The sequence below is a fragment of the Streptomyces halobius genome (genome assembly GCF_023277745.1).
GTDB lineage: Bacteria > Actinomycetota > Actinomycetes > Streptomycetales > Streptomycetaceae > Streptomyces > Streptomyces halobius.
Map to the genome: position 1 here is coordinate 1,285,364 of NZ_CP086322.1, position 18,628 is coordinate 1,303,991.

General features: G+C 68.6%; 18 protein-coding genes and 3 pseudogenes. 12 read left to right on the forward strand and 9 right to left on the reverse strand.

Translation table 11 applies throughout. The features are described from left to right. Window positions 1–3: 3 nt before the first annotated feature. Entirely contained in the window at window positions 4–1,233 is a 1,230-nt protein-coding gene (gene frc, locus K9S39_RS06225; protein WP_248861831.1) for a formyl-CoA transferase, read from the reverse strand. Between the two features lie 21 nt (window positions 1,234–1,254). After that, complete coding sequence (locus tag K9S39_RS06230; protein ID WP_248861832.1) at window positions 1,255–2,964, reverse strand: thiamine pyrophosphate-binding protein; 1,710 nt, start codon at window positions 2,962–2,964, stop codon at window positions 1,255–1,257. Between the two features lie 569 nt (window positions 2,965–3,533). Here K9S39_RS06230 and K9S39_RS06235 point away from each other — a divergent pair. From K9S39_RS06235 to K9S39_RS06275, 10 genes and pseudogenes are all read left to right on the forward strand, one after another. After that, complete coding sequence (locus tag K9S39_RS06235; protein ID WP_248861833.1) at window positions 3,534–4,004, forward strand: hypothetical protein; 471 nt, start codon at window positions 3,534–3,536, stop codon at window positions 4,002–4,004. Window positions 4,005–4,017: 13 nt separating this feature from the next. Next, window positions 4,018–5,427 carry an ATP-grasp domain-containing protein gene (locus K9S39_RS42805; protein ID WP_248861834.1) on the forward strand — a complete coding sequence of 470 codons (1,410 nt, stop codon included), beginning with the start codon at window positions 4,018–4,020 and terminating at the stop codon, window positions 5,425–5,427. Next, window positions 5,357–6,079 carry a helix-turn-helix domain-containing protein gene (locus K9S39_RS06245; protein ID WP_248861835.1) on the forward strand — a complete coding sequence of 241 codons (723 nt, stop codon included), beginning with the start codon at window positions 5,357–5,359 and terminating at the stop codon, window positions 6,077–6,079. The genes K9S39_RS42805 and K9S39_RS06245 overlap by 71 nt, the downstream gene beginning before the upstream one ends. Next, on the forward strand, window positions 6,076–6,564 hold the full coding sequence (locus K9S39_RS06250) for a hypothetical protein (RefSeq protein WP_248861836.1): 489 nt from the start codon (window positions 6,076–6,078) through the stop codon (window positions 6,562–6,564). Before K9S39_RS06245 ends, K9S39_RS06250 begins: the two co-directional genes overlap by 4 nt. Window positions 6,565–6,933: 369 nt before the next feature. After that, entirely contained in the window at window positions 6,934–7,890 is a 957-nt protein-coding gene (locus K9S39_RS06255; protein WP_248861837.1) for an ATP-binding protein, read from the forward strand. Then, window positions 7,887–8,255 carry a hypothetical protein gene (locus tag K9S39_RS06260; protein ID WP_248861838.1) on the forward strand — a complete coding sequence of 123 codons (369 nt, stop codon included), beginning with the start codon at window positions 7,887–7,889 and terminating at the stop codon, window positions 8,253–8,255. The genes K9S39_RS06255 and K9S39_RS06260 overlap by 4 nt, the downstream gene beginning before the upstream one ends. Before the next feature lie 187 nt (window positions 8,256–8,442). After that, window positions 8,443–9,042, forward strand: coding sequence for an ASCH domain-containing protein (locus K9S39_RS06265; protein ID WP_406707864.1), 600 nt, complete (start codon window positions 8,443–8,445; stop codon window positions 9,040–9,042). Beyond that, window positions 9,039–9,218, forward strand: a pseudogene (locus tag K9S39_RS42810) (WhiB family transcriptional regulator); the annotation flags it as partial. The gene K9S39_RS06265 and the pseudogene K9S39_RS42810, both read left to right, overlap by 4 nt. Before the next feature lie 74 nt (window positions 9,219–9,292). Then, window positions 9,293–9,586, forward strand: a complete 294-nt coding sequence (locus tag K9S39_RS06270) for a hypothetical protein (protein WP_248861839.1) — start codon at window positions 9,293–9,295, stop codon at window positions 9,584–9,586. Window positions 9,587–9,867: 281 nt separating this feature from the next. Further along, window positions 9,868–10,167 (forward strand): annotated as a pseudogene (locus K9S39_RS06275) (hypothetical protein); the annotation flags it as partial. On the opposite strand, the pseudogene K9S39_RS06280 reads toward K9S39_RS06275, so the two are convergent. The 7 genes and pseudogenes from K9S39_RS06280 to K9S39_RS06310 all read right to left on the reverse strand — a co-directional run bounded on the left by K9S39_RS06280 (window position 10,130) and on the right by K9S39_RS06310 (window position 16,512). Next, window positions 10,130–10,920, reverse strand: a pseudogene (locus tag K9S39_RS06280) (IS5 family transposase). The pseudogenes K9S39_RS06275 and K9S39_RS06280 overlap by 38 nt on opposite strands. Before the next feature lie 1,288 nt (window positions 10,921–12,208). Further along, window positions 12,209–13,222 carry a protein-L-isoaspartate O-methyltransferase family protein gene (locus tag K9S39_RS06285; RefSeq protein ID WP_248862339.1) on the reverse strand — a complete coding sequence of 338 codons (1,014 nt, stop codon included), beginning with the start codon at window positions 13,220–13,222 and terminating at the stop codon, window positions 12,209–12,211. 14 nt (window positions 13,223–13,236) lie between these two features. Beyond that, window positions 13,237–13,656 (reverse strand): lasso peptide biosynthesis B2 protein, encoded by a 420-nt coding sequence (locus K9S39_RS06290; protein ID WP_248862340.1) that lies wholly within the window; start codon window positions 13,654–13,656, stop codon window positions 13,237–13,239. Beyond that, entirely contained in the window at window positions 13,653–13,940 is a 288-nt protein-coding gene (locus K9S39_RS06295) for a PqqD family protein (protein ID WP_248862341.1), read from the reverse strand. The genes K9S39_RS06290 and K9S39_RS06295 overlap by 4 nt, the downstream gene beginning before the upstream one ends. Then, window positions 13,933–15,732, reverse strand: a complete 1,800-nt coding sequence (locus tag K9S39_RS06300; protein ID WP_283112286.1) for an albusnodin/ikarugamycin family macrolactam cyclase — start codon at window positions 15,730–15,732, stop codon at window positions 13,933–13,935. The genes K9S39_RS06295 and K9S39_RS06300 overlap by 8 nt, the downstream gene beginning before the upstream one ends. 76 nt (window positions 15,733–15,808) lie before the next feature. Continuing rightward, window positions 15,809–15,955 carry a hypothetical protein gene (locus K9S39_RS06305; protein WP_248862343.1) on the reverse strand — a complete coding sequence of 49 codons (147 nt, stop codon included), beginning with the start codon at window positions 15,953–15,955 and terminating at the stop codon, window positions 15,809–15,811. Beyond that, window positions 15,952–16,512, reverse strand: a complete 561-nt coding sequence (locus tag K9S39_RS06310; protein ID WP_248862344.1) for an ATP-binding protein — start codon at window positions 16,510–16,512, stop codon at window positions 15,952–15,954. Before K9S39_RS06310 ends, K9S39_RS06305 begins: the two co-directional genes overlap by 4 nt. Before the next feature lie 188 nt (window positions 16,513–16,700). On the opposite strand from K9S39_RS06310, the gene K9S39_RS06315 reads away from it, so the two are divergent. Both K9S39_RS06315 and K9S39_RS06320 read left to right on the forward strand, forming a co-directional pair. Further along, complete coding sequence (locus K9S39_RS06315) at window positions 16,701–17,867, forward strand: helix-turn-helix domain-containing protein (protein WP_248862345.1); 1,167 nt, start codon at window positions 16,701–16,703, stop codon at window positions 17,865–17,867. A gap of 11 nt (window positions 17,868–17,878) precedes the next feature. Beyond that, on the forward strand, window positions 17,879–18,610 hold the full coding sequence (locus K9S39_RS06320) for a 5-formyltetrahydrofolate cyclo-ligase (protein WP_248862346.1): 732 nt from the start codon (window positions 17,879–17,881) through the stop codon (window positions 18,608–18,610). Window positions 18,611–18,628: the final 18 nt, after the last annotated feature.

Consider the following 18,628-nt stretch of genomic DNA (forward strand, 5'->3'; position numbering starts at 1 on the left):
CACTCAGATCACTCCGTTCGACTTGAGCAGGCGCAGCTCCTCGTCACCGAGGCCGAGCTCGCCGACATACACCTCTTCGTTGTGCTCACCGAGCAGCGGCGAGCTGGACACGTCCACGGGGGAGTCGGAGAGCTTGAGCGGGCTGCCGACCGTGGTGAACTCGCCGCGCTCCGGGTGGGGCACCTTCACGACCATCTCGTTGGCGGCGAGCGAGGCGTCCTCGACGATCTCCTTCGTCGACAGGATCGGGCCGCATGGGATGTTGCGGGAGTTGAGCTGTTCCAGGACTTCCCACTTCGGGAGCGTCGACGACCACTCCTCGATCAGCTGGAACATCTTGCCGAGCTTGGGCAGCCGGGACTCGGGGGTCGCCCACTCGGGGTCCTCGGCCAGTTCGGGCCGGCCGATCAGCTCCGAAAGGGGCTTCCAGCCGACCGGTTGGACGATGACGTACACATAGTCGTTCGGGCCGCCCGGTGCGCACTTCACCGCCCAGCCGGGCTGACCGCCGCCGGACGCGTTTCCCGAACGGGGAACTTCATCGCCGAAGTCCTCGTTGGGATATTCAGCGAGCGGGCCATGGGCCAGGCGCTGCTGATCGCGCAGCTTCACCCGACAGAGGTTGAGCACAGCATGCTGCATGGCCACATTGACCCGCTGACCACGCCCGGTGTTCTCCCGCTGGAACAGCGCCGCGAGAATCCCCGCCACGGCGTGGATGCCCGTGCCCGAGTCCCCGATCTGCGCCCCGGTGGCCAGCGGTGGCCCGTCCTCGAAGCCCGTGGTCGACATCGACCCGCCCATGGCCTGCGCCACGACCTCGTAGGCCTTGAAGTTGGTGTACGGACCTTCCCCAAAACCCTTGATGGAGGCATAGACGATACGCGGATTGATCTCCTGGATGCGTTCCCAGGTGAACCCCATCCGGTCCACGGCTCCCGGGCCGAAGTTCTCGACCATGACGTCCGAGCGCCGGATCAGCTCGGTGAGGATCTCCTTGCCGCGTTCGGTCTTGGTGTTGAGGGTGATGCTCCGCTTGTTGCAGTTGAGCATCGTGAAGTAGAGCGAGTCGACGTCCGGCAGATCGCGCAGCTGCTTGCGGGTGATGTCACCGGTCGGTGCCTCGAGCTTGACGACATCCGCGCCGAGCCAGGCGAGCAGCTGGGTCGCGGAGGGCCCTGACTGGACGTGCGTCATATCGAGGACGCGAATGCCTTCGAGAGCCTTGGTCATGGCAGTCACCTCAGCGATCCCTTACTTGTACATGGTCTGGTTCATGGTTCCGGGGGCGTACGCGTCCGGGTCGACCCAGACGTTGATGAGCGACGGCTTGCCCGACTCCCGGGCGCGCTGCAGTGCGGGACCGATATCGGCGGGGTCGCGGACCTCCTCGCCGTAACCGCCGAGCATTTGGGCGAACTTGTCGTAGTGGACATCGCCGAGGGTGTTGCCGACGCGTTCGCGCTCATCGCCGTACTTGGCCTTCTGGCCGTAACGGATCTGGTTCATGGACGAGTTGTTGCCGACGATCCCGACGAAGGGGAGGTTGTAGCGGACGAGAGTTTCGAAGTCCCAGCCGGTCAGGCTGAAGGCGCCGTCGCCGAAGAGCGCCACGACCTCCTTGTCCGGCCGTGCCTGCTTGGCGGCCAGGACGAAGGGGATGCCGACGCCGAGGGTGCCGAGGGGGCCGGGGTCCATCCAGTGGCCGGGTGCCTTGGGCTGTACGACCTGACCGGAGAAGGTGACGATGTCGCCGCCGTCGCCGATATAGATCGAGTCCTCGGTGAGGAAGTCGTTGATCTCGGTGACCAGGCGGTACGGATGAATGGGGGAGGCGTCCGAACGCAGGTTGGGCAGTCGCTTCTCGATGGCGGTCTGTTCGACGGCGCGCAGCTCGTCCAGCCATTCCTTGCGCTTGGAGGCACCTCCGTTACTGAGTCCATTAGAAACGTGTCCCGATGCGGCTTCGGTCACGGACTTCAGGATCAGTCCGGCATCGCCCACGATTCCCAGGTCGATGTCCCGGTTCCTGCCCACGGTCCGGTAGTCCAGGTCGATCTGCACCACGGTCGCGTCCGGCGAGAGGCGCTTGCCGTATCCCATCCGGAAGTCGAAAGGAGTACCGACGATCACGATCACATCAGCGTTGGAGAAGGCGTACCGCCGGGACAGTTGGAAGTGATGCGGGTCGCCGGGCGGCAGGGTGCCGCGTCCGGCCCCGTTCATATAGGCGGGCACATTCAGGGTGCGGACCAGCTGGGTGGCCGCCTCGGTGCCGCGTGTTGTCCATACCTGGCTGCCGAGCAGGATGGCCGGCTTCTCGGCGTGCACAAGGAGGTCGGCGAGCTTCTCGATGGCCTCGGGGTCACCGGCGGTGCGGGTGGAGGCACGGTAGTGCCCGGACTGCGGTACGCGTGCCTGCTCCACCGGCACCTTGGCGTCGAGGACATCGCGCGGAATCTCCAGGAAGGAGGGCCCGGGAGCGCCGTGGTAGCACTCGCGGAACGCCATGGAGACCATGTCCGCGGCGCGCGCCGTGTCCGGCACGGTCGAGGCGAACTTGGTGATGGGCGTCATCATGTCGACGTGCGGCAGGTCCTGGAGTGAGCCCATCTTGTGCTGGGTGTGGGCGCCTTGGCCGCCGATGAGCAGCATGGGTGATTCGGCGCGGAAGGCGTTGGCGACGCCGGTGACGGCATCGGTGGTGCCCGGGCCCGCGGTGACGACGGCACATCCGGGCTTGCCGGTGATGCGGGCGTAACCGTCGGCGGCGTGGGCGGCGACCTGTTCGTGGCGTACGTCGACGACTTCGATGCCTTCGTCGACGCAGCCGTCGTAGATATCGATGATGTGGCCGCCGCACAGGGTGTAGATGACCTCTACCCCCTCGGCCTTGAGGGCCTTGGCGACCAGATGCCCACCGGAGATGAGGCCTTGGTTCTTTTCGCTGCTGTCGTCGGGCATGGCGAAGTCCTGTCCCTTCGTAGGGGAGTTGGAGTGCTCTCACGAGGTGCTCTTCGGGTGCTGCGCTCGGGTGTTGCTGCTGGTCTCGGGGGCGCTCGGGTGGCGTCTCGACAGATTGCATACAGTCGACGAATACTGTATGAACCTTGTTATCCCGCACTGGCGGGATGCGGCTGGGGCAGGGCTTGACACCACCCCTGCGCCTGAGTCGGCATCATCGACAGTCAGTGCGACCGCGATGCCGGTGCAGGAATTTGTCACAGCGCGATAAACCTTAGGAAATTTAGAGGGCGTTCGGTGATGCTTTTGCTCATCCGGTTTAACGGCCCTGAGTATCCACCCGGTCACGGAATGTTGACAGTTACCGGTGGTCACCCCAACAAAAGCCGCGGCGCAAATACCGCCGCCGGGAGATTTCATCGAAATTCGGTTCACCCATCCCGCTGCCCCCACCGGGAGGTTCGATGTCCGCACCCCGTTTGCAGAGCCGGCACGCGCACCGCGCCCGGCCCTCGCCGCCCGGGCCCCGTCCCCGGTGCCCGAGAGAGAAACCCGGCCCGCCGCCACGGGTGCCGGACCGGGCACCGGGCGGCGGCTTCACCCGAACCCCCCTGCTCCGTCCGGCACTTCCGGCGGCGCTGCTGCTCTTCCTCGCCGTCACCCTGCACTCCGGCGCGATGAACACCACCATGGTCTTCCTGGACTTCGGCGCCGGCGTGCTGGCGCTGGTCTCGCTGTCCGTCACGGTGCTGTGGGGCCTGGCCGCCACCGACCGCATGGTGCTGCACACGGGCCACCGGCTGCTCGCCCAGGCCGTGCACCGCGGCACCGGCGTCGCCGGGCTGGGCTTCCTCGGCCTGCACATCTGGGTGAAGGTCGCCGAGGGGCACACCGGCACCCTGTCCGCCGCGGTGCCGTTCACCGACGGCGCCCGCCCGGTCCTCATCGGCCTCGGCACGCTCGCCGCGTATGTCTTCCTCGCCGTCGCGGTGACCGGCGCCCCCGGTGAGTGGTGTCCAGGGGGCGTGCGGCACTTTTGAGTCAGGAGCCGAGATGGACCTGTTCGAGTACCAGGCAAGGGAACTCTTCGAGGAATACGGTGTGTTGGTGCCGAAGGCTGCGGTGGCGGACTCGGCCAAGGCGGCACGCACGATCGCGGAACGGCTCGGCGGCCATGTGGTCGTCAAGGCCCAGGTGAAGACCGGCGGCCGCGGCAAGGCAGGCGAAGTCAAACTCGCCGCCGACCCGGCCGCCGCCGAACTGACCGCCCGCCAGATCCTGGGCATGGACATCAAGGGCCACACCGTCCATCAGGTGATGCTGGCCCAACCCGTGGACATCGACACCGAGTTCTATGTCTCCTACGTCCTCGACCGTGCGGCCGGCCGCTTCCTGACGAACGCGGGCTTCGACCTTGCCCGGCTCCTCGCTGTCGAAGACGCCGGTCTCGTGCTCGCGCTGCGGCTCCGGGGCCCGGGGCGGCTCCCCGCCGTTGGTGTAGAGGGTCGCGCGCTCGGTGTTCTGGGTGACCCAATGGCGCCAGTCGGCAGGATCGCCGTCACGACGCTCGACGGCGGCGATAAGCCCGCCCAGTCCGACGCGAAGGCGTCCCCGAGCCCGTCGTCCGGCAGCACCTCGGCGCCGCCGACCACCGGCAAGGAGTACACCCCGGCCACCGCCCCCCGCATTCCGCTGCTCAAGGCTAAGTCGAACGCCGAGGGGATCGGAACCGGCTTCGAGCACTCCGACCTCGGCGCGACGTCGGCCGCCGTCTCCTACTGGGAGGACCTCGACCTCCTGGACGACGTGATCGCCCGCCGACAGTGGACCGCCATCGCCGCCAAGGACTCCCCCGGCACCATCGTATATCGGCATCCAGAACCACGGATCCGAGGACCAGGTCTCCTTCCGCGACATCCGCGTGAAGGAACTGCCTGCTCCGGCCACTTCGCCCACAGCGGGCGACTGATCGGCGGCGGGCGGGGGACGCCGGATCTCCGCCCGCCGTCTTGCCCTGTCTCTTCCCCCTTCCTCTCTCTTCTGGAGGCAGCCGTGTCCACATCTGTGCCCGCCGCATCCGCTTCGGCTGTGGCCTCGGCGTCGGCCTCGGCTCTTGGGCCCTCACTCGGAGTCTGGCTGATCGGCGCACGGGGTTCCGTCGCCACCACGGTCGTGGCGGGATGCGCGGCGGTGGCCGCGGGTCTGCATCCGGCAACAGGCATGGTGACCGAGACACCCCCCTTCACGGACTCCGGCCTGACCCCGCTGAATTCACTGATCTTCGGGGGCCACGACACGGTCAGCTGCCCCCTGCCCAAACGTGCCGAGAACCTGGAGGCAGGCGGCGTACTGCCGCACGGCCTCACCCCGGCCGATTGCCCACGGCTTCACCTTGCGCAATATCGAACAGGCCGCTCGCATCGCCATCGTCCTGGACCGCTGGAACGAGGGCGACGCCGATGAGCGGTACGACGCCGTGCTCTACGCCATCACCGAGCACCTCCTCACCACCGACACCCCGCCGACCGCCCGCGATCTGGTCCGCATCGGGCTGCGCGCCTCCAACCGGCACGTCGAGACCGAGATGCACCACCGCGGCTACGACCCGCGCAACCTCGCCGCTGGGTCCGGTGCGCTGCCCGGGTTCCTGCGCTACTGGCAGCACACCGGCCGCGTCCCGTGGGACGAACGACTCGTCGAAGCTGTAGCCCTGGCGCAGATCTGGCCGCTGCTCACCCCGCTGCAGCAGCAAGCTGTCACCGCGCTCGCCCTCACCGGCGACCACCAGGCCGCCGCGGACAGCCTCGGCGTCGGGATGCCGACCCACGCCGCGCGCCTCCACAAAGCCCGCCTCGCGGTCGCCGCCCTGTGGCACGAGCACGAGACGCCGCGGCGTCCGGCCCGCGACAAGCGGGTGCTGGCCCGCTCCGGCCACTACCGCGGGCGCCGCCTCCTGACCGAGCAGGACCTGGAAGCGCTCCGCGACCGGCGCGCCGAGGGCGCGACGCTACGCGAACTGGCCGCTGAAACCGGCTACTCGGCCGGCGCACTGTGCAACCTGCTGCGCGGCAAACGTCGTCCCGCGGCTGCCGTCGTCGGGGGTGAGGCAGTGTGACCACCGCAGCCGAGACCCCGGCTCAGGAGTACGACCGGCTCTCCTACGAGTACCGCCGCCTCCTCAATCTGCCGGACCGCAGCCCCGAACAAGAAGCCCGCCTGCAGCAGGTGTACGCCCGGCTGCGCGCGATCCGCGCCACACCGCCGGACGGCTACACCCTGCCCACCGCGGCAGCGCAGCTCGTAGCCCACGCCGAAGCACACGGCTGGCAGGCCCTCGTTCACTGGCCGGCGCCGGGCTACGACGGCGACGTGTCCGTGCACCTGAAGATCGGCCGCCGCGCTGCGCCCGGCGAGCTTGAGTACGCACGCAGCGACATGTGGATCTACGAGCTCACCTGGCACTCCCGCGACTGCCCGCCCGGAAAGCTCCGCCTCTTCGGCCGGATCTTGGCCCGCACCCCGCAGAACCCGGCAACGCACGAGGCGCCATCGGTGCGCGCGGTGCGGGAGGTGATCGCTGCGCATCCCGAACCGGCATAGCCGACCCGGCCGGATGGCGGAACAGGCAGACGCCGTCGCCTTGAAAGCGACCGCCCCACGGCGCGCGGGCGCGCACCGTCGACATACACCTCGATGAGGAGACGCTCACAGGAACCGTGCGCCGAGCAGGCGCCGAGGCAGGGACATTCACCCTCAAGCCGATCGAACAGGACCAGCCAGCCGACACCGAGTCAACAGCTCCCGACCACGTAGCCCACGGCTCCACCATGCGCGACCTCGATCGCGCCGCACGTGCCCAGACACCGCAGCACCACGCGGCACCCACGACGTACTGCTCAACGGCGCCTACCTGTAGCCGACCCAACCCACTCCCTTCACTTCCGCCCTCAACCCGCAAGGAGATCCCCTATGACCTCGCCGATTTCGCTGTGCCCGCAGTTGCCGGAGAACGCGCTGATCGTGCTGATCGGCGCCTCCGGGGCCGGTAAGACGACGCTGGCCAGTACCTGGCCCGCCTCTCAGGTCCTCTCGCTGGACACCCTGCGCGGTTGGGTGAGCGACGACGAAGGGTGCCAGGAAGCCACCACCGACGCCGTCGATGCCCTCCACTGGCTCGTGGACCGCAGGATGGCCCGCCGCCTCAACACGGTCATCGACGCCAACGTGAGCAGCGACGCCAGGGACCCGCTGATCGCCGCCGCCAAGCGCCACGGCATGCCTGCCATTGCGGTGATCGTGGCGACATCGGAAGACGTGTGCCTGGCGCGCCAGATCCCGCGCCCGGACAACCGAACCGTTCCCGGTGACACGGTCCGCGCGCAGTACAAGCAGATGGTCCACTCGATCCAGTCGCTGCGGGCGCAGGGCTTCAACGAGGCCTTCTTCGCTGGGGGCCTCAACCGCCTGGAGCCGTTCCTTCGGCGCCTGAGCGAGGCCCGCGAAGCCGACCTCGGGCTGGACGGCGGTGACGGCCGGGGGGACCTGCTCCTGGTCCGCCGCGTCTTCGGCCCCGAGATCCTTCCCATGTGGCAGTGGAAGGACGGCTCCGACGTCGCGGGCGGCGACCGGGTCGCGGAGATCCGCCTCGGACAGCTGTACCTCACCCTCGCCCTGCGCACGAACGTCGACGGCGAGGGCGACGTCGGCTTCGACGTCATGGTGCCCTGCCCGTTCGACCCGGAGTGCTGCGGCTACGCGTGGGCGCCGGCCTACAGCATCAGCTGCCTCCACCGGGCGCTCACCGGCGAGTTGAACACCAGCGAGGACATCGTCTGCACCGTGCATGGCGGCTTCGATGACGTTGACCAGGAGGCCGACGACCACGCCCTGCAGGCGCTCCACGAAACCGTCGGGAGCGTGCGATGACCTTCCGTGAAACCGGCGCTATCCCTGGTTGGACGGACTGGCAGCTCGCCCGCGAAGCCCTGCACCACGCCGGGTTATCCGACGGCGAGCAGCGCATCGCCAAGCTGTCCACCGAAGAGGAGGTCCGCCGGGTCAACAACTTCCTGGCCGCCGGACGTCACGACACCGACCGCTTGACCGCCATCGAGACCAGGCTGAAGGCCGTCCCCGACGGCTGGCGGCAGCGGGTCTGCGACCCCGGTCTCATCGAGGACGCCGACGGCCAGCCCATCGCCATCCTCGGCACCAGCGGCGACGTACGGATCCCCCTCGGGGAGTTCCTCGCCTCTGCCCCGCCGACACCGAGTGGCTCGCTCAGCAACTAAGGCGGGCATGGGCGCAACTGGACAAGCTGCGCGACCGGATCGACGCCGCCGGCAGCCTCATGGACACCAACTACGTCGCCACCGCCATCGACTACGTCCGCGGCTCGCGGGAGACGCAATGACGCCCCAGCCGCTACCAGCTCGACACCTGGCAGCCGATCGAGGCACTCCTGGAAGGCGGCTCCCAATGACCACACGCCTCGCCCCGTACCCGCCGTTGACCGGCAGCGAGCCCTGCGGTCAGCCGCACGCCGACCACTCCCCCGCCACCGTGCCGTCCACCAACGGCCGGCGCGCCGGACGGCCAGGCACCAAAAAGCCTCGGAGCCGCCGCGTGACACCGAAGCTCTCCGCCCCGGACTCCATCCGCGGCATCGCCATCAAGCAACCCTGGACGGCCTGCATCCTCCACGGCGACAAACGCGTGGAAAACCGGCCCCGCGCATGGGCGTCCGGTTGGCGCCTGCTGCACGCCGGAGCCGAGATCGACCGCGCCGCGCTGCGCGACCCGCTCGTGGCTCGCAGGATCCGCGGGCACGAGCTACGCACCCGCGCGGTCCTCGGCATCGTCCGCATCACTGGCGCCCACACCGACACCGGCGAGGCGTGCAGCCCCTGGGCGCACCCCGAGCGCTTCCACCTGGACCTGGACGACGTCCACGCGCTGCCGCTGCCGGTGCCCTGCGGCGGACAGCTCGGGCCGTGGCGCGTACCGCTCGCGGTCTTCGATCAGGTCCTTGTCCAGCTGCCCGACCTTGCCCCACTCCTCACGGAGGCCCCGTCATGAGCGGTCTGCGTACCGGCACCCCGAACACCCCGTCCGTGGTCGCCGACAACCGGATTCCCTTCCCCCGTACCGACACCCCGACCCGTTGCCAGGACCACCCGAAGCTGTTCGCCATCGAGGACGTCACCGACCGCACCGAGCGAGAGAAGGCCCTCGCCAAGGCCAAGCTCGCCTGCTCCGGCTGCCCGATCGTCACCGGCTGCCTCAAGTGGGCCCTGGCCAACAAGGAGATGACCCAACCGGCGTGTGGGTGGCGACCACTGCCCGGCAGCGGACCACCCTGCGCAAGAGCCTTGAACGGCGCCTCGGGGCCGACTGGGTCGGCGTCGTCGCCGAAGAGGACCGCCGCCAGCAAGAGAAACAGCGCGCGGCCCGTCTCGCCCCGCCCACCGTCCGCGACCAGGTGATGGCCCGCCTGGAGCTGGAGCTCATCCCCACCCGGCCCGCCCCGTACGAGCCGTGGAGGGAACCGATGACCCCGGCCCGGCAGGTGCACAACATGGCGATCCCCAAGGCCGCGCTGTCCACCAAGGCGGCCGCGTAGCGATGTTCAGCGACTGGCAGCAGGCCCTCGAAGCCGAGGGCCTGCCTCTCACCCGTCCCGTGGTGGGCGGCACCACGGGGCCGCCCACCACCCCACTCCTCAAGGAGACCGAATCACCATGACCGCATTCACCGAAGCCCACCCTGGCCAGACCTTCACGCTGTCCGGCACCACCGAGGAAGGCTTCGACACGCTGTACGGCATCCCGGCCATCGCGCTGGGCGAGGACTGCGACCGCCTCATGGCGTTAGGCCATATCACCGACCGCGCCGTCCTCGCTGTCAGCGGCAGGGCCGGCGAAGCCGAAGTCGCAGGTGCCGGTGTGGTGCGAGGGACTGGCCTGGTCGGCGCTGTCGGTGGACTACCAGCGCATCCTGCGACTCCTCGCGGACCGGCACCGCCTTGGTCAAGGCCCCTTGACCTGCCAGGAGATGGCCGCCTTGTTCGGCCTGGACGTGGCGCCGGCCAAGGTGGAGGCACTGCGGTCGAAGGCGACGCGGCTGGTGGCCCGCGGCTGGCTTGCCGAGCCAGCGCCGGGCCGGTTCACCCTCGCGCAGCATGGGGCCGGGCCAAGCGGCGGTCATGAGCAGGATCATCGACCAGTAGACCATCGCCTCGGCGCTGGTGGTGCGGCGTTCGAAGTCACGGACCAGGCGGCGACTGCGCATCAGGTGGGCGAAGAACCGCTCGACGATCCACCGCTTGGGCAGCACCACGAAACCGCGCATGTCGTCGCTGCGTTTGACGATCGCCAGGACCAGGGCGAACGCGGCCAGGCAGTGCTCGACGAGGCTGCCGGTGTAGCCGCCGTCGGCCCAGATGAGGGCCAGGCGGTGATGCGCGTCGGTCACCTGCCTGAGCAGGACCTGGGCGGCGGTGCGGTCGCCGGTGTCCGCGGCGGTGACCATCACCGCGAGCAGCAGGCCGAGGGTGTCGACCACGACGTGCCGCTTGCGCCCGTTGACCAGCTTGCCGCCGTCAAAGCCACGGCTCTCCGACCCGACGACGGCATCTGCCTTGACCGACTGCGAGTCGATCACCCCGGCCGTCGGTTCCGTATCCCGACCCAGCTTCTCGCGGACCTGTCCGCGCAGCCGGTCGTGGAACTCCTTGACCAGGCCATGGTCACGCCAGCGGCGGAAGAACGCGTATACCCGGTCCCACGGCGGGAAATCCCCGGGCATCGACCGCCACTTGATGCCGTTGTCCACCAGGTAGCGGATCGCATCGAGCATCGCCCGGTGGCAGTACGCCTCCGGCCGGCCGCCACGACCACGCAGCCAGCCCGGCACCGGCAGCAGCGGCCGGGCCACGGCCCACTCCGCGTCCGTCATGTCCGAGGGATACCGCCGAACACGTTCCGGGTGATCAGCCGCATTCCCGAACCGGTGAGCGACACAATCACACGTCGGTGCAGCCGAGTTGAACCGCACCGGCGCGAGCACGTACAACTGCCGCAACAGGGTCTCCTGGATCTCGGTTGGCTTCGCAACCCCGAGCTACCAAGAGGCCCTGTTCTCATGCCCGCGGCCAGCTGCGATCACCCGATCGAGACTCCCGTTCGACCCACATCCCTCAAGATCGGAACGACAACAGCTACTGAGCTTGGGAAGCTGCGATCATTTGCGGCTGGTTTGGGCGCTGATCTGGGCGAACGGCTGGTTCACGGCCTCGTCGGACGCTGCTGCCTTCTCACCGTGATTCCCCGCTGTTCCCCGCTCGTTCTGGTGCACTTGTGGTGCAGCCCGCGTCACCAGACTGCTTCATCAGAGGCCCTTTCTACGCCCTGGCGCGAGGTCGTGCTCACGCTCACTGCGCTCGCCACGGTTCCACGTGATGACACCTTTCCTGCTGGGTGTAGCCCCCGGGAACGTCCGCGCTAACGGAATTCCAGAAGGGCTTGGACTCGCGGAAGTGCCCGCCCCCGTGTGCCACTGGACTCCGGGATAGGCGCGGCGCAGAGACCGGAGAGCGGCTGAGGCAAGGCCGCAGCGCGTGTAGCCCTCATAGGAGTGAGGCGATTCCACCCAGCCGATCTCGCACAGATCGCAGACCACGTACTCGACCTCGAAAGCCAGGTCGGATCCGAAGTATGCCGCTCGGATGCGCCAACCTATCCGCTCATAGGCCCCAGCTGGCCGGTCGACCCAGGGTCGCGGCGGGGTGGCGGTCCGGTCGAATCGGTAGAACTCGGGGTAAGCCCATCGGCGGAGCCGGTCGCGCCAGGTCGGCTTGTCGGGCCACTCCCGTACCCAATGCACGTAGTCAGCGAGCTGCGCCACGGCACGGATCGCCGTTTCCCGCTCTGTCACGGGATCTCCTTCCGTGTCTCTGGACTTGCCGTCGGTCATGGTCAGTCGCGGGGGCTGTTGCACAGCACGGCGTGTGACTACGTTGTGAAGCCCCAACACGCTTTCCAAATGTTCGTCCGACTGTCCGGGAGTGGCCAGGGGCGTCCTGACCTGTAGTGGAGCGGTTGCTGGGAAGGCTTGTGAACGGTGCTGGACGAGCGTGAATGCAACCAAAACTGCAACCACGGAAGCGGCTGTTCGCGCTGGTCAGGCTGCGACCGGAGCGCAGGCACCGAACCTGCGCTCTGCGCAGCGGGGCGTGAGTCGCGATCTAGGAGCGACTGACCCGAGCTTGCCAGACGTCGGTGTCGCGGGTGAGCCGTGCTGGGAGTTCGTGGGTGCGGGGGGACCCCGCTTCCCGCCACTGGTGGATCAAAGCGTGGAGGACTTCGAGGGCCGAGGACTCGATGTGGTCGGCGATGAGGTGCTCGTCGGTGGCGATGGCCACGTGAGCGGTGCCGTTCGGGGAGAGGGAGCCGAGGCCGATGCCGGTGCCGTGGTCGATGGTCGCTTCGAGCAGGCCGGCGGGTTCGGTGGCGATGAGCCAGTTCTTTAGGTGGAAGTAGTCGGCGTGCTGTGCGGGTGTGGGCTCGGTGTGGGACGCGTCGCGCAGAGCGGCGAGGAGGCGTTCGATGGTGCTGGGATCCTGATCGCTGAGGGGCGTGAGTGAGCAGTCGGGCTGCTGTGTATCGACAGCGCGGGAGGCGGTGTCCGCGGGGGCGGGGGCGACCATGGGGGTGTATCCGCCGTGGTGGATCTCGACTTGGTGTGGCTGGTGCTTGTCGTCGACCGTAATGCGGGCGATCGCGTAGGCGCCCGGCAGGTCAGCGATGCGTACGCCGCTGAGGAGGGTGCCCCCGGGCTTCAGTTGCTGGAGCCAGGCGTCGGGGATGGCCGGTGGGGTGGTGCCGACGAGGATGCGGTCGTACGGGCCGTTCTGCGGATATCCGAGGAGACCGTCGCCGACAACCACGGCGACCTGGTGGCCGTACTCGGCGTAGAGCGCCTCGGCCCGCCTGGCGAGGGCGGGATCGATCTCGACGGCCGTGACTCGTCCTTCGGGGCCGGCCAGTTGGGCGAGGAGTGCGGCGGAGAGGCCGGAGCCGATGCCGATGTCCATGACGTTCGCACCTGGGTGGACGTCGAGCATGCGCAGGTGGCGGTGGGTGACAGCGGCAGGTGTGCAGGGGCGTACGGCCCGGCCGTCGACGCCGTGGAACTGCTCGGCCGGGACAGCGTGGATGGCCTGGTCGAGGGCTTGATCGGTGGGGGTGGTGTTGGGCATCGAGTGGTCCTTGGTCAGGTGCGGAGGGTGACGTGGAAGGGGCGGTCGGAGGTGTTCGTTTCCCCGACGGGCTGGGTGTCCGCTTCGATCCAGGCGTGTGACTCGCATGGGGCGAAGCGGCAGCCTATGCACCAGTCCACGGCCTTGCCGTGGAGCGTCGAGGCGAGGAAGGCGGCCAGGGACATCTCCAGGCAGGCGGCGCGGCCTGGGAAGAACCGGCTGGCCCAGTCGCGTGCGGCGACCACTCGCCCGGCTTCCGTGGCGGTCGCGGGGCGGCGGGTGCAGCGTTTGGCGATACGGGCGACGGCGAGGGTGGCCCGTAGCGGTGCCGTGTGCACCAAGGCGGTGGCCAGGGCGAGTGCGGCAACGGCCACGAAACGGTCGGGCAAGGGTGGCCGGGAGGTTCGGGCGGGTACGGCCATGGGGATGCTCAACGGTGCCACCTCCTACGGGCGGGGTCGCGCAGCATACGGCGGTCGAGGAGCTGCTGGGCGAGGGCTCGCATATCGGTGCGTACCCGGTTCGGGTCAGCGCCGAAGAGGGCCGACACATGATCGGCGGCCTCGTCGACGGTCGCGCCCGCGGCAAGGTAGCGCCACCACAGAGCGCCGGAGAAGGTGAGCGCGTACCACCGCCCCTTGCCGCGCAGGTCGAGCAACATGCCTCCGCGCTCGGTGATGGTGGCGCGCACCGTGGGCGCCGGCCGGAGATCAGACATGTGAGACCTCCGTTGTTTCGCTGGTGGTGGCGCGGGAGCGGTGCTGGCGCAGCCAGAGTTCGGCGGCGATGAGCGCTTCGAGGGCCGCGAGCTTCCCGGGCACGCCGGCAGCCAGGCGGTCCAGTTCGGCACAGGCGGCGGAGGCATCGATCCAGCCTTCGGCAGCCAGTTCGCTGGTGGTGAGGAGGTCGCGCAGGGCCGTGACGTGGTGGCGCAGGCCGGTGTAGGCGTTTCCGTCGTAGGCGCCCTTGGTGCGCCGTTGTAGGAGCCAGTCAGGTACGAGTCCGTGGAGCGCGGCGCCGAGCAGCGGCTTCTGGAGTGTGGTGCTGGCTCGGGAGGAGGTTGGTATGGCCATCGCGGCGCGGACGACGGCGTTGTCGAGGTAGGGAGCGTGGTGCGGCAGCCCCTGAGCGTGGGCCTGGTTGCGCAACTCCGCCTCGTAGGTGCCGAACTCGCGCAGCTCGGCCCAGGCGCGGTGGCGGCTGGTGTGGCTCGGTTGGACCGTGCAGTGTTCGGCTGCGATGGCGGCGCGCGTCGAGAGGGCGTGGCGGGCCTGTGGGGTCAGCCAGCTGTGGAGCCCGGAGGCCCGGACCCAGTGGAGCCGGGCCGGGTGCTCCGGCTTCGCCTTGGCCGGGTCGGTGGTGATTTCGTGGGCGAGTTGCCGGAGGACCGCGGCGTGGGTGGTGCGCGAGAGGCGGACGGCCGCCGCCACGACGGCGTACATCGGCAGGTGGCGCAGACGGGCACGGGCCAGCGAGTGGCTGATCAAGGCCGAGATGTCACGCGCTTGTGCCAGGTCGGCGAGGTAGTACGGGGAGGTGGCGAGCAGGGTGTCGGCGCCGGACCCGGTGAGATGGGTATCGCTTCCGTGGCCGATGCAGGGGCGCTGGTACGCGGCGCGCATGCGCCATCGGGCGGCATCGGGGAACGGCTGGTCGGTTGCGGGAGCGTCCAGTAGCCCGGCGAAGAAGAGGCCCTCGGCGTCGGTCACGAGCTCGTGGTGCAGGCCCGGCTGGCCCGTGGCCGCCCGCTGGGCGTAGGCGACGTCCTCGTTGGTGCTGGTGGCGTCCGCGTCGGTGACGGCGAGGACTTCAGCGCCTGCGATGCCGGTTGCCAGCAGTACCAGCGAGGTGGAGTCGAGGCCGCCGGAGAAGTCGGCGGTCAGCTTGCGGGCTGCCGCAGCTCGGCTGGTGACCGCGGTGATAAGTGCTTCGCGGAGCTCTGCGGCGGCCTCGGCGAAGTGGAGCGTTCGAGGCTTCTCGTACTCCTCGACCGAGTGCTGGCCGTCGCGGTGGATGACGAGTGCGTGGCCTCCGGCCAGTCGACGTACGCCCTGGAACGCGCTTCCGTTGCCTGTGACCTCGGGCACGGTGGCACATACGAGGCGCGCGATCACCGAGGCGTGGTCCACTCTCGCGCCGATCCGGAGGGCAAGGGTTTGCGCCGACGTAGACCAGTGTGTGCGGTCTGGTGTCTCGGCGAAGTACACCGGCCGTGTTCCAGCCACGTCGGTGATGACCGCTGTTGTATCTCCGTCGTCTGCCACGGCCCAGTAGCTTCCGGGCCAGGTGGTGAGTGCGGACCACTGGCCGGAGCGGGCGGCGTGGAGTCCGTCGCGCAGCTGCCTGTCCGTGGCGTAGCAGTTGCCCACGACGGCCATCCGTACCGGTCCGTCGCTGACGACGCGATGCGTGGTGCCGACTGATGTGCCCCGCACGACTGGGGCGCGAGGGTCGGACCAAAGCGCCGACGAATCTGCCGACCACTGTCCTGGGCTGCTCAGATGGAACATGCCTTCCCTTTCTGGATGGCCGTCGGGTGCTGGGCAGATGCGGCCTACGCTTCCGCCCAGCACCCGGCAGGTGGGCCTACTCGAAATAGCGGCCCTTGTCGGCGCTGTCCTCGGCGTACTTGCCAAGCGTCACCTTCGACACCACGTCCAGCGCGATCAGCTGGGGAGCGGTGTAGCCCTCATGGACCTCGTTGTGCTTCTCTTTCCTGAGCTGCTCGTTCATTCGTACTTCCCTTCGTTGTTGGGATGGGCAGCCGCCTCCACGTGCTCTCGGTGGAACGCGTGCTGAGGCGGACATCTGGAGCCGACACGGTGGTCACGGGCCGGAACGTGCCGGAGGCCATCGATGGACGCCGGTGACCAGAACGGGGAGGAGACCTTGAACTCGGCCCATACGACCTTGTGTTGTCCCACCGCTTCGCTGCCCCAGTCGTCGGCGACGTCCGACACGAGGAGAAGACCTCTTCCGGTGTCGCTGTCGTCGTCCGGCGCACAGCGCCTCGGCATGCCGGGCCCGTTGTCGTGAACTTCCACGCGCAGGAGGCGGCCATCGAGCGTGATCCCTACGCGGAATCCCTTCGCACCCTCGCTGGCGTGCGCCAGAGCGTTGGTGGCGAGTTCCGATACGCACAGACGGACGTCATCGACCCGGTCCGAGATACCCCAGCCGGCGAGTGTGTCCCTCGCGAACTCCCGTGCTGCACGTACTGACACAGCGGTGTGACCGAATGCCTGCTGCCGCGGCAGCGGTTGCCATGCGGCACGTGGTTCCGATGCCATGACGTCTCCGTCTCGGTGGAAGTCCCACTTCCGGGCGGTGGACCCCACAGAACCGCCACCCAGGGCCGTGAACCAGAGCAGAATGGCCGCACGAACGAGGCATCCATGACGCACAGCTGGGCATGACCTGCGATGTCCTGCGGTCTATCTGGTGCGGAAATCGCCCTCTACATCGGGGAGTCGCTCCTATGGCGCTCAAACGTCACGGCTTCGTGCGCCATCGTCGCGCAGTGGGCTTCACGCAGGAGAGCCTGGCTGAGGCGCTGAACGTGGAGCGGTCCACCGTCTCGCGTTGGGAATCGGGCACGTCGGCTCCGCAGCCGTACATGCGGCCGCGCCTCGCTACCGTCCTGCAGGTGAGCACTGAGGATCTGAGCGAGCTCCTCGTGTTGGCGTCGGAGGAAGAGGCGCCGGCCACCGAGCGGACCCAGTACGCGATGCGGTACCCGTCACGAGTGGACCTCGTCACGATCGCCGAGCTCCGGGGCGGCATGCAGACGCTCGCAGAGCGCTATGACCGGATGCCCTCCGCCACCCTGCTCGCCCAAGCGGGGCAGCACGTCAGCCAGGTCGCGTTCCTCGCCGGCGAAGCACCAGCGGGCCGCGTACAGCGCGAGATGCGCGTCCTCCAGGCCGACGCCGCCACCTTCATGGGACAACTGGTCTGGGACGCTTCACAACGGCACGACCACGCGACCGCGCGGTCGTACTACGCGCAGAGCGTCAATGTGGCGCGGCATCTGCGCGACCGGACCGCAGAGGGTCACGCTCTCTTACGTACGTGCTACGTAGCTCTCTATGGCGCCAACGACTACCGCGAAGGGCTCAGCCTCGCGCTGGAAACGGCTCGTACGACGCGGTACACAAGTCACGTACTGACCGGTCTTGCCATGCTGCATGCCGCCGAAGCCCATGCCTTCCTCGGAGAGGGCCGCGAATGCGAGCGCGCGCTGGCCGGTGCGGAGAGGCATCTGGAACAGGCCCACAGCGCGGATGCCGCCTATGATCTCCTCTCTCCCACGCATTTCGGACGGATGGCGGGCTCCTGCTACCTCACCCTCGGCGACTACCGCAGGGCCCAACGGCTTCTTGAGATGACTGCGGTGGAGTTGCAGGACCGGCGCAAGTCCCGTGCGATCGTCTTGGGCAATCTCGCACTGTCCTGGATCCGCAGCGGAGAGCTCGATGCCGCGCTGGCCACCTTCAACGATGCCGTAAACGAACTGCACGGCACGCGCGGAGGTGGTGGGATGAACGTCGTCTTCCGCGCTGCCCGCGAGCTGCGTCCCTGGCGGAGCGAGCCGGCGGTGCAGGAGGCGCAGGACCGGCTGATGGCTCTGATGGAAGCGGCGTGAAGGGAACCGGCATGCCCACACAGGTGGATCAGGAAAAGCAGCAGGTGCGCGAGCGTGTATGGGACCTGCTCGATAAGGCCGACGCAGTCCACGATGCATCGGTCCATGGCCGTATCCCGAACTTCAAGGGCGCTGATCGAGCTGCGGGCCGGCTGGCGAGCCTGCCGCAGTGGCACTCTGCTCACGTCATCAAAGCGGTACCGGACAAGGCCCAGCTCCCGGTGCGCGCCCGTGCGCTCGCTGAAGGCAAGACCGTGTTCATGGCCGTGCCCAAGCTCGCCGATCCACGCCCCTTCTACCTGCTGGATCCGGCGGCACTGACGGTTCCACCCGCCGAAGCGGCGTCGAGCAAGGTCGCCGCCTCCATCGCTCCCAAGGTCGATGTCGAGTCTCTGCGCTCTGTCGATCTGGTGGTGGTCGGAAGCGTCGCGGTCAACCGGGCAGGCGTACGCATCGGCAAGGGCGCCGGCTACTCGGACCTCGAATTCGCCTTCCTGATGGAGGCCGGACTCATCAGCCCGGAGACGGTTGTCGTGACCACCGTCCACGCGCTGCAGGTACTGGACGAGGAGCTTCCTGCCACGGGGCACGACTTCGGCGTGGATCTGATCGTCACGCCCGACGAGATCATCACCTGCCGCGACCCGCACCGCCCGACGGGACTGGTGTGGGAGCACCTGGACGCGAAGAAGATCGCTTCCATCCCGGTCCTGGCCACTCGCGCCCCTTCCGCTGGGCGCTGAGCTGGTGGGCGCCGGCGA

Bases quoted from the DNA above. Each gene is read 5' to 3' on its own strand.
- K9S39_RS42805 (WP_248861834.1), top strand. From the start codon at position 4,018: ATGGACCTGTTCGAGTACCAGGCAAGGGAACTCTTCGAGGAATACGGT.
- K9S39_RS06300 (WP_283112286.1), bottom strand. From the start codon at position 15,732: ATGTTCCATCTGAGCAGCCCAGGACAGTGGTCGGCAGATTCGTCGGCG.
- K9S39_RS06255 (WP_248861837.1), top strand. From the start codon at position 6,934: ATGACCTCGCCGATTTCGCTGTGCCCGCAGTTGCCGGAGAACGCGCTG.
- K9S39_RS06320 (WP_248862346.1), top strand. From the start codon at position 17,879: ATGCCCACACAGGTGGATCAGGAAAAGCAGCAGGTGCGCGAGCGTGTA.
- K9S39_RS06285 (WP_248862339.1), bottom strand. From the start codon at position 13,222: ATGCCCAACACCACCCCCACCGATCAAGCCCTCGACCAGGCCATCCAC.
- K9S39_RS06315 (WP_248862345.1), top strand. From the start codon at position 16,701: ATGGCGCTCAAACGTCACGGCTTCGTGCGCCATCGTCGCGCAGTGGGC.
- K9S39_RS06310 (WP_248862344.1), bottom strand. From the start codon at position 16,512: ATGGCATCGGAACCACGTGCCGCATGGCAACCGCTGCCGCGGCAGCAG.
- K9S39_RS06305 (WP_248862343.1), bottom strand. From the start codon at position 15,955: ATGAACGAGCAGCTCAGGAAAGAGAAGCACAACGAGGTCCATGAGGGC.
- K9S39_RS06230 (WP_248861832.1), bottom strand. From the start codon at position 2,964: ATGCCCGACGACAGCAGCGAAAAGAACCAAGGCCTCATCTCCGGTGGG.
- K9S39_RS06265 (WP_406707864.1), top strand. From the start codon at position 8,443: ATGACCACACGCCTCGCCCCGTACCCGCCGTTGACCGGCAGCGAGCCC.
- K9S39_RS06295 (WP_248862341.1), bottom strand. From the start codon at position 13,940: ATGTCTGATCTCCGGCCGGCGCCCACGGTGCGCGCCACCATCACCGAG.
- K9S39_RS06260 (WP_248861838.1), top strand. From the start codon at position 7,887: ATGACCTTCCGTGAAACCGGCGCTATCCCTGGTTGGACGGACTGGCAG.
- frc (WP_248861831.1), bottom strand. From the start codon at position 1,233: ATGACCAAGGCTCTCGAAGGCATTCGCGTCCTCGATATGACGCACGTC.